The 15,851-nt window shown below is 63.7% G+C and carries 15 protein-coding genes; 8 read left to right on the top strand and 7 right to left on the bottom strand.

Translation table 11 applies throughout. The features are described from left to right. Positions 1-22: 22 nt before the first annotated feature. Together pepN and glgC are read right to left on the bottom strand one after the other, a co-directional pair. On the bottom strand, positions 23-2,659 hold the full coding sequence (gene pepN, locus AC3ENJ_RS01995; protein ID WP_431812895.1) for an aminopeptidase N: 2,637 nt from the start codon (positions 2,657-2,659) through the stop codon (positions 23-25). 425 nt (positions 2,660-3,084) lie between these two features. Continuing rightward, a complete protein-coding gene (gene glgC / locus AC3ENJ_RS02000) occupies positions 3,085-4,329 on the bottom strand; it encodes a glucose-1-phosphate adenylyltransferase (RefSeq protein WP_190780385.1) in 1,245 nt (414 codons plus the stop codon). Positions 4,330-4,551: 222 nt separating this feature from the next. On the opposite strand from glgC, the gene glgA reads away from it, so the two are divergent. Beyond that, on the top strand, positions 4,552-5,745 hold the full coding sequence (gene glgA, locus AC3ENJ_RS02005; protein ID WP_431812896.1) for a glycogen synthase: 1,194 nt from the start codon (positions 4,552-4,554) through the stop codon (positions 5,743-5,745). Here glgA and AC3ENJ_RS02010 read toward each other — a convergent pair. Beyond that, the gene (locus tag AC3ENJ_RS02010; RefSeq protein ID WP_431812897.1) at positions 5,727-6,131 is read right to left on the bottom strand and encodes a MarR family winged helix-turn-helix transcriptional regulator; all 405 of its coding nucleotides are present in this window, start codon (positions 6,129-6,131) and stop codon (positions 5,727-5,729) included. The two genes, glgA and AC3ENJ_RS02010, sit on opposite strands and share 19 nt — an antisense overlap. Before the next feature lie 34 nt (positions 6,132-6,165). Between AC3ENJ_RS02010 and AC3ENJ_RS02015 the strand changes: the two genes are divergently transcribed. After that, positions 6,166-6,414 (top strand): hypothetical protein, encoded by a 249-nt coding sequence (locus AC3ENJ_RS02015; protein ID WP_190780388.1) that lies wholly within the window; start codon positions 6,166-6,168, stop codon positions 6,412-6,414. Between the two features lie 99 nt (positions 6,415-6,513). Here the strand turns inward: AC3ENJ_RS02015 and AC3ENJ_RS02020 are convergent, their stop codons facing one another. Further along, a complete protein-coding gene (locus tag AC3ENJ_RS02020; RefSeq protein ID WP_431812898.1) occupies positions 6,514-7,065 on the bottom strand; it encodes a DUF2231 domain-containing protein in 552 nt (183 codons plus the stop codon). Between the two features lie 192 nt (positions 7,066-7,257). Continuing rightward, positions 7,258-7,860, bottom strand: coding sequence for a TetR/AcrR family transcriptional regulator (locus tag AC3ENJ_RS02025; RefSeq protein WP_431812899.1), 603 nt, complete (start codon positions 7,858-7,860; stop codon positions 7,258-7,260). Positions 7,861-7,961: 101 nt separating this feature from the next. Here AC3ENJ_RS02025 and AC3ENJ_RS02030 point away from each other — a divergent pair, with 101 nt between their 5' ends. Together AC3ENJ_RS02030 and AC3ENJ_RS02035 are read left to right on the top strand one after the other, a co-directional pair. Next, positions 7,962-9,080, top strand: coding sequence for a hypothetical protein (locus AC3ENJ_RS02030; protein ID WP_431812900.1), 1,119 nt, complete (start codon positions 7,962-7,964; stop codon positions 9,078-9,080). Positions 9,081-9,306: 226 nt separating this feature from the next. After that, the gene (locus tag AC3ENJ_RS02035) at positions 9,307-9,669 is read left to right on the top strand and encodes a YciI family protein (RefSeq protein WP_431812901.1); all 363 of its coding nucleotides are present in this window, start codon (positions 9,307-9,309) and stop codon (positions 9,667-9,669) included. A 7-nt stretch (positions 9,670-9,676) separates the two neighbouring features. Here AC3ENJ_RS02035 and AC3ENJ_RS02040 read toward each other — a convergent pair whose 3' ends face one another. After that, a complete protein-coding gene (locus AC3ENJ_RS02040; protein ID WP_431812902.1) occupies positions 9,677-12,049 on the bottom strand; it encodes an ATP-binding cassette domain-containing protein in 2,373 nt (790 codons plus the stop codon). 212 nt (positions 12,050-12,261) lie between these two features. Here AC3ENJ_RS02040 and AC3ENJ_RS02045 point away from each other — a divergent pair, with 212 nt between their 5' ends. Next, entirely contained in the window at positions 12,262-12,702 is a 441-nt protein-coding gene (locus AC3ENJ_RS02045; RefSeq protein ID WP_431812903.1) for a DUF3054 domain-containing protein, read from the top strand. Positions 12,703-12,732: 30 nt separating this feature from the next. Next, the gene (locus tag AC3ENJ_RS02050; RefSeq protein ID WP_431812904.1) at positions 12,733-13,011 is read left to right on the top strand and encodes an Lrp/AsnC family transcriptional regulator; all 279 of its coding nucleotides are present in this window, start codon (positions 12,733-12,735) and stop codon (positions 13,009-13,011) included. Between the two features lie 87 nt (positions 13,012-13,098). On the opposite strand, the gene trpD is transcribed toward AC3ENJ_RS02050, so the two are convergent. Then, positions 13,099-14,127, bottom strand: coding sequence for an anthranilate phosphoribosyltransferase (gene trpD / locus AC3ENJ_RS02055; protein WP_223840980.1), 1,029 nt, complete (start codon positions 14,125-14,127; stop codon positions 13,099-13,101). 208 nt (positions 14,128-14,335) lie between these two features. Here trpD and ctaE point away from each other — a divergent pair, with 208 nt between their 5' ends. Next, positions 14,336-14,974, top strand: a complete 639-nt coding sequence (gene ctaE / locus AC3ENJ_RS02060; RefSeq protein WP_190780397.1) for an aa3-type cytochrome oxidase subunit III — start codon at positions 14,336-14,338, stop codon at positions 14,972-14,974. A 58-nt stretch (positions 14,975-15,032) separates the two neighbouring features. Beyond that, a complete protein-coding gene (qcrC, locus tag AC3ENJ_RS02065) occupies positions 15,033-15,824 on the top strand; it encodes a cytochrome bc1 complex diheme cytochrome c subunit (protein WP_190780398.1) in 792 nt (263 codons plus the stop codon). Positions 15,825-15,851 lie beyond the last annotated feature (27 nt).

Here is a 15,851-nt window from a genome sequence, read left to right on the forward strand (position 1 = left end):
ACACTTGGGTCCCGGTGAGTGCCTATTGGTTCAGATGGGACAGCACTGCGGCTTGCAGTTTCACGGCCCGGCGCGCGTCATCCAGTAGTTCCGTCATGATACGACGCAGCGCCCCGGGCGCCGTGGTGTTCTCGTCCAACCAGGATTGCGTGGCCACCACCGTGGGGTTCTCCTGCGCCGACGACGCCGCTTGCGCATCCAGCGCCCGCGGGTACAGTCCCCGGATCATGCGGGTGGCGATCTCCATGGAATGCTCGCTCCACCACGGGGTAATGCTCTCGAAGTACGCGCCGTGGTAGGTGCCCAGCAGGTCGGGGGTGGCCAGCTGGAAGCCGGACATCGTGGCGGAGAGCTCGTCGTTGGACAGCGAACCGGACGTGATGGCCTGCCAGGCTTCCGCCTTGGCTTCCTCGGCGGGGATCGCCGCGAGCGCCCGCAGGTAGCCCAGGCGGCCCTCGCGGGAGGGATCGGCGGCGTGGGCGCGCTCCAGCTGCGGCCGTGTGGCGTGGCTCGTGGCGGTCTGGGCGCTCCACAGGGCCCAGGTGAGTTGTGAGCCCAGCTCCAGGCCGGGCAGGTGCTGCTCGCCGCTGAGAAGTTTCGCGACGGTCGTGGCGTGGGAGGCGTCCCTGGCGGCTACGCGCGCAAAGGCGCGCATGAGCACGAGTTGGGCGTCGGACCCGGCATGCGCGCCGGTCACCGCCGAGTGCAGGCAGTCGAGGAACTCGGTGCGCAGGGGCGGCCGGAGCCGGGGTGGCACAAAACTTTCCAGGGCCTCCTGCGCCCGGTCCAGGATGGTGGTGAGAATACTGCTGTGCTGTTCCCCCACACCGCGGTGGGCCACCAGGTGAACGTAGGCGCGGGGATCGTAGCGGGCATCGCGGACGGCCGCCCACACCTGGGAGTGGGCCAGAGCCCGGGCGAGGGGATCGGCCAGGAGGTGAACGCCGTCGGCAAGCGCGGACAGGCCGTCCGCGCCGGGGGAGGCCAGGCAGTAGGTGAGGTCGCGATCATTGGCCAGGATCACCGGGGACGTGTCTCCCAGCAGCTCGGGCAGGTCGGTGGCCGGTTGCTGCGGGTCCACGCGCACGTCGGTGCTGCGCTGGAGGACCAGCTGCCCGGTGTCCTCGGTGTTGTCGGAGTTGCCGGAGGCGCCGGGGGCGTAGGTGGCCACGGCCACCACGTGCGGGCGGGGCGCGTCCGAGGTCTGGGTCAGCGTGGCGGCCGCGATGGCGCCGCTGTCATCGCGTTCCACGGCAAGGTCCAAGTGGGGGACACCGGTGGTGAGCAACCAGTCGTTGGCCCAGGAGCGGACATCGGCCTCGCACGCCTCGTCCAGCACGGTGAGGAAATCATCCAGACTCGTGTTGCCGTAGGCGAAGCGGCGGAAGTAGGCGCGGCAGGCATCAATGAACGCCTCCTCGCCCACGAACGCGACCAGCTGCTTCAGCACGGAGGCGCCCTTGGCGTAGGTAATGCCGTCAAAATTTTGCCGGGCCGCTTCCAGGTCCACGATGTCCGCAACAATCGGGTGCGTGGTGGGCAGTTGATCCTGGCGGTAGGCCCATTCCTTGCGGCCCAGCGCAAAGGCGACCCAGGCGTCGTCGTACTCGGTGGCCCGCACGGACGCATACGCGCCCATGAACTCCGCAAAGGATTCCTTCAGCCACAGGTCATCCCACCACGTCATGGTCACCAGGTCCCCGAACCACATGTGGCACATCTCGTGGAGCATGGTGTTCGCCCGACCGGCCAGCTGCGTGCGCGTGGCCCCGGACGGGAACAGGTAATCCTCCGTGAGCGTCACCAGGCCGGGATTCTCCATGGCGCCCAGGTTGTACTCCGGGACGAACGCCTGCTCGTACTTGCCGAAAGGGTAATCGAAGGCGAAAAGCTCCGTGAAGAAATCCAGGCCCTGCTTGGTCACGGCAAACAGCTCCTCCGAATCCAAGTGCTCGGCGAGCGCTCGCCGGCAGTACAGGGCCAGGGGAACGGATTGGGTTTCGCCCTGGACGTCCACGCCCTGCCACACGTCCGTGACCCGGGTGTAGGGCCCGGCCAGGATGGTGGTGATGTAGGTGGAGATCCGCTCGGTGGGGGCGAACTCGTGGGATACCGCGCCGGGAACGTCGCTGGTGCCGGCCGGCTCGGTGGTGAGGTGCTCACCATTGGATGCGGCAACCCATTCCGGCGGGGTGATGAGCGTGACCGTGAACGAGGCCTTGAGGTCGGGCTGCTCGAACACCGGGAACACCCGGTGGCAATCGGCCGGTTCGTACTGGGTGTAGATGTATACGTTGCCGTCCTGCGGATCCACGTAGCGGTGCAGGCCCTCCCCGGAGCGCGAGTAGAGCGCCCGGCCCACCACGGTGAGTTCGTTGGCGCCCTCCAGCTCCGGCAGGCGGATCCGGGAACCCTCGACCACATCGTCCACGTCCAGCTCATCGCCGTTGAGTTCGACCAGGGAGATCGAGTCGTGGATGAAATCGATAAAGGTTTCCGCGCCGTCCTCCGCGGTGAAACGCACCGTCACCTGGGAGCCGAAGGTTTTCTGCTGGGGGTCCTCAGCCCCGGACAGATCCACCGTGACGTCGTAGGAGGCCACCCTGATTTGCTCGGCACGGGTCGTTGCTTCGGCTCGGGTCAGGGAACTTTGCACCATATGCATCATTCTAGGCAGCCCCGCCTGGGCGATGGCCAGACGTTTAAGGGGTCGATGTGGATGTGACGGCGCTGGTCACCGGGGTTTCAGTGCGACTGGTGGCGATGACCGACGGTACGACCATCCGATGACCCGGCTGGAAGCTCCATCGACGGTACGACCCGCGGTTCGGCGAATTCCGGCTCTAACGTCGATCAGATCGCGGGGCGGTCAGTGGGCGGTCCTACCGTCGATCAGAAAGCAAAGGACTCCGCAGCTCACAGACGAGGGACCAGATACCGCGCACACCCGACCGGAAGCCTGCGTCCCCGGGAGTCCCGGACCCGCGGTGGGGAACCCAGAACGAGGTCGGCACTGGCCGCCGGGGACAGCGACGTGCCCGGGACGTTTCCGCCCCGGGCACGTGACTCATGTGCAACCCGGTGTCAGCTGTCGAAGATGAAGTTCTTGGGCGCCACGGTCAAACCTGATTCCGTGACCGTGAAACCGCGGGCCAGATCCTCATCCCTGTTCACACCAATGGTGGCCCCCGGGGGGATCACCACGTTCTTGTCGATGATCGCCCGGTGCACCTGCGCACCGGCGCCCACGCGCGCGCTCTGCATGATCACGGACTCGGACACCCGGGCGTCGTGTTCCACAACCACCTTGGGGGAGAGCACCGAGGACTCCACGCGACCGCCGGTGATCAGCACCCCCGGGGACACGATGGAATCCAGCGCCACACCCGGCTGCCCGTTGGGACCGCGCACGGTCTTGGCCGGCGGGGCCATGATCTGGTGGGTGTACAGCGGCCACGAGTAGTTGTACAGGTTGAACACCGGCAGCGGACGGATCAGATCCATGTGGGAATCGTAATAGGAGTCCAAGGTCCCCACGTCCCGCCAGTACTGGCGGTCCCGGTCGGTAGAACCGGGCACGTTGTTGTGGGTGAAGTCGTAGACCGCTGCTTCTCCGCGATCGGAGAAGTACGGCATGATGTCCCCGCCCATGTCGTGCTTGGTGCCTTCCTGCTGCTCGTCGTAGCGCAGCGCATCGACCAGGGCATCACGGTCGAACACGTAGTTGCCCATGGACGCCAGGAACGCGTTGGGATCATCGGGCAGGGGAGCGGTGGACTGGGGCTTCTCCACGAACCGGCTGATCTTGGTGACGTCCTGGGGGTCCGTCTCGATCACACCGAAGGAGGTCACCATGTCCATGCTCTGGCGCACACCGGCCACCGTGGCCTTCGCACCGGAGTTGATGTGGAATTCCACCATGTCCGAGAAGTCCATCCGGTACACGTGGTCCGCGCCCACCACCACCACGATGTCCGGATCCGCGTCATCGATGAGGTTCATGGACTGGAAGATCGCGTTGGCCGACCCCAGGAACCAGTCCTTACCGCGGCGCTGCTGCGCCGGCACCGAGGCCACATAGTTGCCCAACTGGGTGGACAAGCGCCACGTCTCGGACAGGTGTCGGTCCAGGGAGTGCGACTTGTACTGCGTGAGCACCACGATCTGCAGGTACCCCGAGTTGACCAGGTTGGACAAAGCGAAGTCGATCAAACGGTAACCGCCACCAAAGGGAACCGCGGGCTTGGCCCGATCCTCCGTGAGCGGCATCAAACGTTTGCCCTCACCGCCGGCCAGCACAATGGCCAAAACCTTCTTCTTGCGTGACATATGTAGCTCTCACTTCCCGTTCGAGTCATAGCCGTTGGGCAACAACGCGCAATCCCCCACGACTGGCCTTCACTGCTATTGTGTCCCACTTCCTGCACCTGACCATCGTGTCGCCGCAAACTTTGCAGAATTTTCCTCAGGGGTACCGCGCCGCCCGGTCACCCGTGCGCGGCGCTCGCCGTAACCCTGTGATGAGCGGTGCATGTGGTCTAGGCTCGCAATGTGCGAGTAGACATTTTGAGCAAAGAGTTCCCGCCCGAGATCTACGGGGGAGCGGGGGTGCACGTGGCCGAACTCTCCCGAGTGCTCGCGCCGCTGGTGGACCTGAACGTGCGGTGCTTCGGCGCCCCGCGTGAGCCCGACTTCCACGGAGCAACCGTCAAGGCGTATCCGGTGCCGGACGAGTTGTCCTCCGCGAACGCCGCGATCCAGACACTGGGCGTGGACCTGGGAATGGTGGGTGACGTGTCCGGTGCGGATCTCGTGCACTCCCACACCTGGTACGCCAACATGGGCGGGCACCTCTCCTCCCTGATGTACGACATTCCCCACGTGCTCTCCGCCCACTCCCTGGAACCGTTGCGCCCGTGGAAGGCCGAACAGCTCGGCGGCGGCTACCGCGTGTCCTCCTATGCCGAGAAGACCGCCTACGAGGCGGCCGCCGCCATCATCGCCGTGTCCGACGGCATGCGCGAGGACATCCTGCGCTCCTACCCCAACGTGGACCCCGCCCGCGTGCGCACCGTGCACAACGGCATCGACGTCTCCCAGTGGGACCACGACCCGAACACCGATGTTCTGGCCGAGTACGGCATCGACCCCGAGCGCCCCTCCGTGGTGTTCGTCGGCCGCGTGACCCGCCAAAAAGGTGTGCCCTACCTGCTACGCGCGGCCCTGCAGCTGCCGCCCGAGGTCCAGCTCGTCCTGTGTGCCGGCGCAGCGGACACCCCCGCGCTCGCCGAAGAGGTCAACGGCCTCATTGCCGAGCTCACGGCCCAGCGCACCGGTGTGGTCCTCATCGACAAGATGCTGCCGCGCCGCGAGATCATCCAGATCCTCTCCCACGCCACCGCCTTCGCGTGCCCGTCCGTGTACGAACCCCTGGGCATCGTGAACCTCGAGGCCATGGCCTGCGGTTCCGCCGTAGTGGCCTCCGCGACCGGTGGCATTCCCGAGGTGGTCGTGGACGGTGAAACCGGCCGATTGGTTCCCATTGAGCAGGTCACCGACGGCACCGGGACCCCGCTGGATCCCCAGAAGTTCGTGGACGACTTTGCCGCGGCCCTGATCGACGTCGTATCGGACCCCGAACGCGCTCGTCGGATGGGCACGGCCGGTCGCAAGCGCGCCCAGGAACACTTCGCCTGGGAAACCATTGCCGAGCGGACCCTGGAGGTCTACCGCTCCGTGCTGTGATCCTGCGGCCTGGCGGACAAGTGCTTTTCCAGACTCTCCACCAGGTGAGCCATTGACTCGCTCAACTGCTGACGTTGCTGATCGGTCCAGTCGCCCAACATAGTGTCGAAAGCCGCGCAGGCCGCTGCGCGGCTTTCTTCATGCAGCCGCCGGCCCGCGTCGGTGACGGATACCACGATGGCCCGGCGATCCTGCGGGTCCGGTGCCCGCTGCACCAGGCCCAGTTTCTCCAGCTTGCCGACCTGGGCGGTCATGGTGGACCGGTCCACGGATTGCCACGTGGCCAGCTCTGACATTCGCGCCGGCCCGAACTCGCTGACTCGGTCCACGAGCCACAGATCCGAGGGGGAGAGCTTGGCGTTCCGACTGCCCAGCTCCTGCCGCATCCGGGACCGACTGGTGAGGCGTCCCAGCGCCGACGTGAAGTATGAGACGATCGCCCGATTTCCCGACTACGCCGAGGCACAGGCTCGCTTCGGACTGCTGTCCATCATCTTGTGGTCCGTGGTCATCGGTGCCGTGTGGGGCGCGATCTTCGGCTTTGTCGCCCACTGGGCCACCGGCGATAAGCGCGACTTCAAGTCCCTGAAGACCATGGCCGCCGACACCTATCTGGTTCAGGTCCAGGCCTCCCGCGCCAATGAGGCGATGAGCGTGCTCGGCCGCTGATTCACCAGCCCCACGCCCAGACATCACGACGCCGGGTTGTCACCTCACGAAGGTGACCACCCGGCGTCGTCGTTCAGTGGGCACTTGTGCGGGGCGTACTTACGAAACCGGCCCCAGTGCGGGGGTTTCCTGCTCCACGTTGGCACCCAGGGCGTAGGTGAGATGCCCACCCAGGAAACCGCCAATCGACATCACACCCAGGCCCTTCAGCCCCAACAGTTTGCCCACGGTGTGGTGTCCCGTGAGACGAGCAACGAGGGAGCCGGCGTACACCAGCACGGTCATATCCATGACCGCCGCGTGCACGAATCCCACTCGAGAAGACTCGCCCGTGGTGTCCTGCCAATCATGCAAACCAGTGACGGCCGTGGGGATCGCGCAGAGTACGCCGGCGCCCACAAGAATGGTCGAGGCGTCCTCCAACTCCTCGCCGCCCAGAACATCCAGCAGCGCGGACATGCTCCACGCGCCAATGGGAATATCTGTCATCAAGGGGTGCAGCGGATGACCCATGAATTCCCCGCTGAGGACATCTTTGACCACCGGCTTTTGTGTAATGGGGCCAATATTCTTTTTGGCGAAGCCGATGATGGAGTCCAACGACCTAGCGTGTTCGATCCGCTCGGTGAGCTGCTGCAATGCTGTGATCACGGGATGCCTCCTGGGCGGTTCTCACTCGACACCGCGGGGCCGGGTCGCTACGAGCGCGCGGTGTCTTGGGTCTCTTCATCGGCCGTGACCTTACTCTAAGGCTGCTGAGCAACATTGAATAGGGCCGGCAAACGGCCCGCGCCGCCGTGCTCGCTCTGGCGCGGCGGCGTCGGTACGGGTGCGTGAGCGCCTCTAAAGGTCGCCCAAGAGGGAGGAGACTGCAGTGGAATACTGCGCGGCAGCCTCGCCGGGTGCGTCACTCAGGCTCAGTTGAATCATGAAGCCCTGAACCAACCCAAGGAGCGCCGGCGCAAGTTCCTCTGCGCGCTTGCGAGCGAGGTGATCGGACGCGTGACGCTCTTGCGACAACCACGCTGCAACGTAGTCCGCGATGTACGCGCGAGCCAGGCTCAAGAGCTCGCCCGCGGTACGACGCAAATCTGGATGACCCACCGACTCGCCCCATACCTGGACGGGGAGACCCGGAGTGAGCGGCCCTTGCGAAACCTCGGTGAAAATCATGGCCATGGCCTCCGCGGGGGAGGGCAGTGGTGTCCGCTCCCGCAAGTCTTTCAGGAAGCTCAGCCGGTCGGCCATGACTCGCTGGCCCACGTCCAGGATCAGTTGTTCTTTGCTCCTGTAGTACAGGTAGACGGCACCGGCGGACAGTTGCGCCTGGGCGATGATGTCCGCCATGGACACCGCTGAAAACCCCTTGCGAGAAAGGCAAACGAGGGCTGCGTCCTGGATACGGAGCTTCATGGCTTCCCGGTGCTCGTCGGTGACCTTGGGCACGGCGATCCTCCATCGGCGTTAAAAACGAATGAACATTCTTGACAGCTAGTGTATCGGGCAGCAATATAAACGAATGATTATTCGTTTTGAGAGGAATGTCCATGTCACATGTCCGTCAACCATCCGGGGAAGTCGCTAACGCCCCACACACCCCGTGGGTTAGAAGCCTCAGGACATCAATCATTGCCACCCTGGCCGTGTGCATCGTGTTACTCGCTTTCGCCTGGCCTACGGTCACCTCATCGCCGGAACACTTGCCGGTCGCGGCGGTCGGCTCACCCGAGCAGATCACCGCCATGAAGGAGAAGCTGCCCGAGAACCTTTTGGACATGCATGACGCGACGGATCGGGACGACACAATCCATCAGATCGAAACCCGCGAAGTCTACGGGGCCATTGTGCTGGGGGAGCAGCCGGAGATTCTGGTGGCCGGTGCGGCCAGCCCGGTTGCCGCACAGATGCTGACTCAGGCCGGCAATTCCATGCAGCGAGCAATCGATCAACAAGTGATCGAGTCCATGAGTCAAGGAATTGAGAAGATGCAGCAGGCCATGGCGCAGGGGAGTCGCCCAGGAACTGGCGCGGTGCCGTCGGTCCCAGACGGTTCGCAAGCGCGCCAGGAGGCCCCGCCGAGCGTGAAGATCACGGATGTCGTGCCGTTGTCCGAGAGCGACCCCAGGGGCAGCGGCTTGGCTATTGCGGGCCTGCCGTTGGCCATGGGCGGCATGATCGGTGGTTCGTTGATTTCCCTGCTGGTCTCGGGCACCTGGCGACGGTTGACCGCGATCGCGGCCTACGGCGTGATGGGCGGCTTGGCGCTCACGCTCATCCTGCAGCCGTGGCTGGACATTCTCGCAGGCAATTTCTGGGCCAACGCCGGGGCTACCGGTTTGGGCCTGGTTGCGACAGCCGCCCTCATCGTGGGATTGAACTCGGTGATGGGCCGCGCCGGCATTGCAATTGGTGCCATCATCACCGTGTTCATCGGTAACCCGCTGTCCGGGTTGACGCAACCGAAGGAATTCATTGTGCAGCCGTGGGGCGAGATCGGTCAGTGGCTGGTTCCGGGGTTGTCCGGCACGGTGTTGCGAGATCTGTCGTACTTCCCGCACGCGGATCTCACGTGGCAGATCTTGGCGCTGGCGGCATGGGTGGTCTTCGGTTCCATTCTGATCATGGTGGGTCACTACCGGAACCAGGGAGCAGTGGGCAGAGGATAGTGGGCAGAGGATAGAGTACAGCGGGTGGCCGGGGGTTGAGACATCGGACCGCCCGCTGTCGAACGACGTACTTTACATAATGTACATTATCGGACAACGATGGGCGAAGGCGGAATCGGGGTTCTACGCCTCTATATACGTGCGCTGCGGTCGATGGTGAATCGTCCGTGAGAGTACTCGTCGTCACGCCCCAGGCGTGCGCAACAGACCCGCGAAAGGTTCACCCGTGGCCCAGTACATGATCTCCGTCTTTCACCAACCCGGCGTCCAAGACGCCGGCACCTCTTACCAGGACGACGCCGCTGCGCAGTCCGCATTCGCGGCGGTCGCCGAGTTCAACGCGGCCATTCAGGCCTCCGGCAACTTCGTGTTCGCGTGCGGACTCATGCCACCCGAAGCCGGTCACACCGTGGATGCCACCGGTACCGCGCCGGCCATTCAGTCCGGACCGTTTTCTGTTGCCGCCGCATCCCTGGGTGGTCTCTGGATCGTTGAAGCCCTCGACGAAAATCTCGCACTGGACCTGGCAACCCGCGCGTCCGCGGCCTGCGGCCAGAAGGTGGAATTGCGCCCCGTCCAGGCGGGCTGAATTCGGTTCAGGCGCCCACATACTCCGCGAGGAACTGGCCCGTGAGCGTGGATTTCCCAGCCACGAGCTGTGCGGGAGTGCCCTCGAAAACGATCCGTCCGCCGTCGTGACCAGCACCGGGGCCCAGATCGATGATCCAGTCCGCGTGCGCCATCACGGCCTGATGGTGCTCAACGACAATGACGGACTTCCCGGAGTTAATCAGGCGGTCCAGCATGCCCAGAAGACGTTCGATGTCGGCCAGGTGAAGACCCGTGGTGGGCTCATCCAGGATGTAGATACCAGCCTTCTCCCCCATGCGCGCGGCCAATTTGAGGCGCTGGCGTTCACCACCCGACAGCGTGGTGAGCGGCTGGCCCACCTTCACGTATCCCAGCCCCACATCGGAAAGGCGCTCCAGGATTTCGAGCGCGGCGGGTGTGCGGGCGTCGCCGTGGGCGAAGTAGTCCAGTGCCTCGGCCACGGACATCGAGAAGACGTCGCTGATGTTCTGACCGTCCACCGTGTACTCGAGCACGGCCGGCTGGAATCGCTTGCCCTCGCAGTCGTCGCACGTGGAGGTGACGCCTTCCATCATGCCCAGGTCCGTGTAAATCACTCCGGCGCCCTTGCACGTGGGGCACGCACCTTCCGAGTTCGGGCTGAACAGGGCGGGTTTCTCGCCGTTGACCTTGGCGAACGTCTTTCGCACGGAATCCAGCAGGCCCGTGTAGGTGGCGGGGTTACTGCGGCGGGAGCCGCGGATCGGGCTCTGGTCGATGGACACGATGTCCGGGTTGGCCGGAAGCGAATCGTGCACCAGTGAACTCTTACCCGAGCCGGCCACGCCCGTGATGACCGTGAGCACGCCCAGCGGAATGTCCACGTCCACGTTGTCCAGGTTGTGTGAGCCGGCTCCGCGGATTTCCAGCTGCCCCGTGGGCGTGCGGAAGGATTCCTTGAGCGTCATCTGGTCATCGAAATGGCGCCCGGTGTTGGTGGTACTCCCCCGCAGCTCAGCCACGGTTCCTTCGAAGCAAATGGTGCCGCCGTCCGCACCCGCGCCGGGTCCTAGATCCACCACATGGTCGGCAATCGCTATGGTTTCCGGCTTGTGCTCGACCACCAGCACGGTATTGCCCTTGTCGCGCAATTCCAACAAGAGCTCGTTCATGTGACGGATGTCATGCGGATGCAGGCCGATGGTGGGTTCGTCGAACACGTACGTGACATCGGTCAGCGGTGAGCCCAGATGCCGAATCATCTTGGCGCGCTGCGACTCACCCCCGGACAGCGTGCTGGTGGGCCGATCCAGGGACAAGTAGCCCAGACCGATCCTCACGAAAGAGTCCAGGGTTTCGGTCAGGCTGTCCAGCAATGGCTGGACGGACGGGTAATTCAGGCTGCGGATCCACTGGGCGAGGTCGGTGATCTGCATGGTGCATGCATCGGCGATGCTCACGCCATCGATCGTGGCGGTGCGGGCACCCTCGGCCAGCCGAGTGCCATGGCACTGCGGGCAAGCCTGGAACGTGACGGCGCGGTCCACGAACTCGCGCACGTGAGACTGCATGGCCTCGCGATCCTTGGTGAGCAGGGATTTCTGGATCCGCGGGATGAGGCCCTCGAAGGTCATGTTGATGCCCTCGACCTTGACCCTCACGGGTTCCATGTGGAGGAAGTCCAGAAGCTGCTTGTCCGTGAACTCCTTAATGGGTTTGTCTCCCGGGAAGAACTCAAGGCCACCGTACAAGCGAACGTTCCAGCCGCCCTTGTTGTAGCCGGGAACGGTGATGGCGCCGTCCCTGATGGACAGATTCTCGTTGTAGAGCTCGGTGAGATCCAGATCCGAGACCTTGCCCATGCCCTCGCAGCGCGGGCACATGCCTCCGGTGATGGAGAAGGTTTTCTTCTCCCTCTTCTTGTTCCCGCGTTCCACGGTGATCGCGCCGGCACCGCTCACCGATGGAATGTTGAACGCAAACGCCTTGGGGCCTCCGATGTGCGGCTGCGCCAACCGCGAGAAGACAATACGCAGCAACGCATTGACGTCGGTGGCGGTTCCCACGGTGGAACGCGGGTTCGCGCCCATGGGTTCCTGATCCACCACGATGGCGGTGGTGATGCCCTCCAGCATGTCGACCTCGGGGCGACCAACCGTGGGCATCATGCCCTGCAGGAACGCGCTGTAGGTTTCATTGATTAGCCGTTGCGACTCCGCGGCCACGGTTCCGAAGACCAAAGAACTCTTCCCCGACCCGGAAACGCCCGTGAACACGGTAAGTCGGCGTTTGGGGATATCCAGACTCACGTCCCGGAGATTGTTCTCGCGGGCACCCCGTACTCGAATCAGATCGTGGCTGTCGGCCGCGTGGCCGCGGGCGGCATCGGTTGTGCTCACCGTGTCTCCAAGGGTTGAAGAGGTGCCGTTCGAAGGACGACGGCGCACGGCAGCCTACCGCGCCCGGGATATTTAGAACACCCACGGTTGTCGAAGTCGTCAACCGCCATATGAAGGTACCTCCCCCGACATCATGTTTCAGGAGATAGTTTAGACATATTTTCAAACTTTCACTTTACACTTTAGAAAATGCCTGGGCCTAGACTGGAGACATGTCCCGACCTGCAACGTCCTCCGACCCCCTATCCCCCGCGTCGACCGACAGAACCTCGCCACCGAATCGGATTACCACTCCTACCCGGTGGCACTGGTACCTGTTCGCGGATCTCGTTCTGGTGACCATCTTCGCCGCGCTCGGGCGTAACGCCCACGAACAAAGCCCCTGGGGCGCCCTGGAGACGGCCTGGCCATTCCTGGTGGGCACCCTTTTCGGATGGGTCGCGATCCGAGCGCAGCGCAGGCCCGGCGCACTCTTCCCCACCGGAGTGGTCATTTGGCTGTCTACCGAGATCACCGGCATGCTCCTGCGCATGCTCACGGGCCAGGGCACAGCCTTGGCCTTCGTGCTCGTGAGCCTGGGGGTGCTTGGCCTGTTCCTGCTGGGATACCGCCTGATCGTCCGACTGATCAGCCGGGCCCGCCGGACTCGCTAGGCTGACGAGAGACGTCGAGAAAGGATTCACATGCTCACTGCAATTGTGTTGATCAAGACCACCGCGGACCGCATCCCGGAGGTGGCCCAAGAGATCTCCAACATCAAGGGCATCACCGAGGTCTACTCGGTGACCGGAGATTGGGACCTGATCGCTATGGTGCGGGTGCGCGAACACGAGCGCTTGGCGGACGTTATTGCAGACCAGATGTCCAAGGTGAAGGGCGTGGTCTCGACCAACACGAATATCGCCTTCCGCGCCTACAGCGAGCACGATCTGGACGCGGCCTTTTCACTGGGCATCGACTAGCCGATACCCTCCCGGCCCCGACGGACGCCGCTCCCCCGAAACGAATCCGGGCGAGCGGCGTCGTCGTTGGTGAATGGAGCGATGCGGCTAGGCCGCCGCCGCGTACCGGACCCAGCGATCCAGCACGTCCTGGGCCGCGCCGGAATCGATGGACTGGGCCGCGCGTGCAATTGCCGTACCGAAACGTTCCTGGAACCCACCGTGGGCGGTTTCGTCCACGGCCATCAGACCGGCGGCGGAGTTCAGCAGCACCGCATTGCGAATGTGGCCCTGAGTGCCAGCGAGGATCTCGCGCACGACCCCCGCGTTGTATTGAGCGTCCTGACCCCGCAGATCCTCGATCGTCGCCCGTGGCATGTCGAAGTCCAGCGGTTCGAGTGCGTGCTGCGTGATCTGGCCGTCACGAACTTCCCACACGTCCGACGGCGCCGTGACGGTGAGCTCGTCCAAGCCGTCTCCGCCACGGAAAACCAGCGCCCGATCGCCACGATTCTGGAAGACACCGGCCATCAGAGGTGCGAGGGCGGCGTCGGCCACGCCGATCGCGGAGGCCTTGACCTTGGCGGGGTTCGTGATCGGCCCCAGAAAGTTGAAGGCGGTGGCCACGCCCAGTGCCTTGCGCGCGATCGCGGCGAAACGCATCGAGGGGTGGAAGGTCTGCGCGAACAGGAACGTGATGCCCACCTCCGACGCCGCCTGCTCCACCTTCTCCACGGGCATATCCAGATGTACTCCCAGGGCCTCGAGGACATCGGCGGACCCAGATTTCGACGACGACGCCCTGTTGCCGTGCTTCACGACGCGCACCCCGGCGCCGGCGCACACCAGCGCCGACATGGTGGAGATGTTGACGCTCGACAATCGGTCTCCCCCGGTGCCCACGATGTCCAGAGCGGGCGCGGGAACGTGTACGGCACGTGCGTGCTCGACCATGGCGTCCGCGAGACCGTTGAGCTCATCGACCGTCTCCCCCTTGGTGCGCAAACCCATGAGGAACCCCGCGATGACCGCGTCAGGCACTTCACCATTCATGATGGTGTCCATGGCCCAATATGACTCGCGCCACGTGAGGTCCTGACCGCGCGAAAGCGACGTCAGAAGGTTCGGCCAATGCATGCTTGATGGAGAGCCAGTTGAAGTAGTCACCGTTCGACTCTACCGCCAGACTTGCGGCGTGCACGAAGCCACAAACGGGCCTCCAATCCCGCTCCAGTACTGGACCGGGACTGAAATCTGGCGCGACAGAAGCCTTTGGGTTACGACACGGCACCGCCGGAGGGCTCGGTGGTTGGTTCAGGGAGAGTTTTGGCGACATAATGTCTCTGTGACAACTGCAACCCATACCCCAGCCAAATCGGTAGGCGCGAACATCAATCGCCCCAACCTCACTTCCGTGGGCACCATCGTGTGGCTCTCCTCCGAAGTGATGTTCTTTGCCGGTCTTTTCGCCATGTACTTCACCCTCCGCGCAACTTCTCCGGAGTTGTGGGGAGAAATGACTTCGATGCTCAACGTTCCGTTGGCATTGATCAACACCATTGTCCTGGTGCTCAGCTCCGTGACCTGCCAGTTCGGCGTGTTCGCGGCTGAGCGTCTCCAGCCGCGCCGCACCGGTAGCATCTTCCAGTTCACGAAGTGGGGTCTGACCGAATGGTTCGCCCTCACCTTCCTGATGGGTGCCGTATTCGTCTCCGTCCAGGTGTACGAGTACTCCGTGTTGGTCTCCGAAGGCGTCACCATTGCGGCCAACGCATATGGGTCCGCCTTCTACATCACCACGGGCTTCCACGCGCTCCACGTGACGGGCGGTTTGATCGCATTCCTGTTCATCATGGGCCGCGCCTACGTTGCCAAGCGGTTCGGACATTACGAGGCCACTTCGGCCATCGTGGTCTCCTACTACTGGCACTTCGTGGACGTCGTCTGGATCGTCCTGTTCATCCTGGTCTACTTCATTCAGTAGCCGGCCACAACGATTCATCACATCCAGTCTTTAGTACCGAGTAAAAGGAACGTTTGACGTGAAGGCACTCTCACAAAAGCGCCGCCATCCACTGGCAGTCCTCGCACTGCTCGTCATGGCTTTGCTTCTCACCGGTGGACTCTATGCAGTTGCCACAACCACCAACGAAGCAAAGGCCGAGACCACAACCTACTCGGCACAAGACATTGAAGAAGGCCAGAAGTTGTTCATGGCCAACTGCTCGACCTGCCACGGCGTGAACGCCGCAGGCTCCGAGGCCGGCCCCAGCCTCATTGGCGTGGGCGCTGCATCGGTCGACTTCCAGGTTGGCACTGGCCGCATGCCTATGCAGATGCACGGTCCCCAGGCGCAGGTCAAGCCGGCTCAGTTCAATGACGAACAAACCAAGCAGCTTGCCGGCTATGTCGCTTCGCTCGGTGCGGGTCCCGCCGTTCCCGAGGAAGAGTACTTGGATGTCACCGAGGGCGATTCCGCGAACGGCGCCAAAGTTTTCCTGGCCAACTGCGCCATGTGCCACAACGCTGCTGGCGCCGGTGGCGCACTGACACGCGGCAAGTACGCTCCGTCCCTGATGGGCGTCGACGAGGCCCACATTTACGAGGCTATGCAGACCGGCCCCCAAAACATGCCGGTGTTCAACGACGCCAACATCACTCCTGAGGAAAAGCGTGACGTGATCACTTACCTCAAGGCGTTGGATAACAACACCAACCCGGGTGGATTCGGTCTCGGATCGCTCGGCCCGGTGTCCGAAGGTCTTTTGATCTGGAGCCTCGGTTTGGCCGTCGTCATTGGTTTCACCGTTTGGCTCACTTCGCGCTCCGCCTGAGAGCAACAGCCGGTACGGCCGGCAACC

This window comes from Kocuria sp. cx-455 (assembly GCF_057707085.1).

What these genes read in the sequence shown, in the direction of transcription:
- AC3ENJ_RS02030 (WP_431812900.1), top strand. Translation starts at nt 7,962, where the DNA reads ATGTCACATGTCCGTCAACCATCCGGGGAAGTCGCTAACGCCCCACAC.
- AC3ENJ_RS02050 (WP_431812904.1), top strand. Translation starts at nt 12,733, where the DNA reads ATGCTCACTGCAATTGTGTTGATCAAGACCACCGCGGACCGCATCCCG.
- pepN (WP_431812895.1), bottom strand. Translation starts at nt 2,659, where the DNA reads ATGGTGCAAAGTTCCCTGACCCGAGCCGAAGCAACGACCCGTGCCGAG.
- trpD (WP_223840980.1), bottom strand. Translation starts at nt 14,127, where the DNA reads ATGCATTGGCCGAACCTTCTGACGTCGCTTTCGCGCGGTCAGGACCTC.
- AC3ENJ_RS02045 (WP_431812903.1), top strand. Translation starts at nt 12,262, where the DNA reads ATGTCCCGACCTGCAACGTCCTCCGACCCCCTATCCCCCGCGTCGACC.
- AC3ENJ_RS02010 (WP_431812897.1), bottom strand. Translation starts at nt 6,131, where the DNA reads ATGCGGCAGGAGCTGGGCAGTCGGAACGCCAAGCTCTCCCCCTCGGAT.
- glgC (WP_190780385.1), bottom strand. Translation starts at nt 4,329, where the DNA reads ATGTCACGCAAGAAGAAGGTTTTGGCCATTGTGCTGGCCGGCGGTGAG.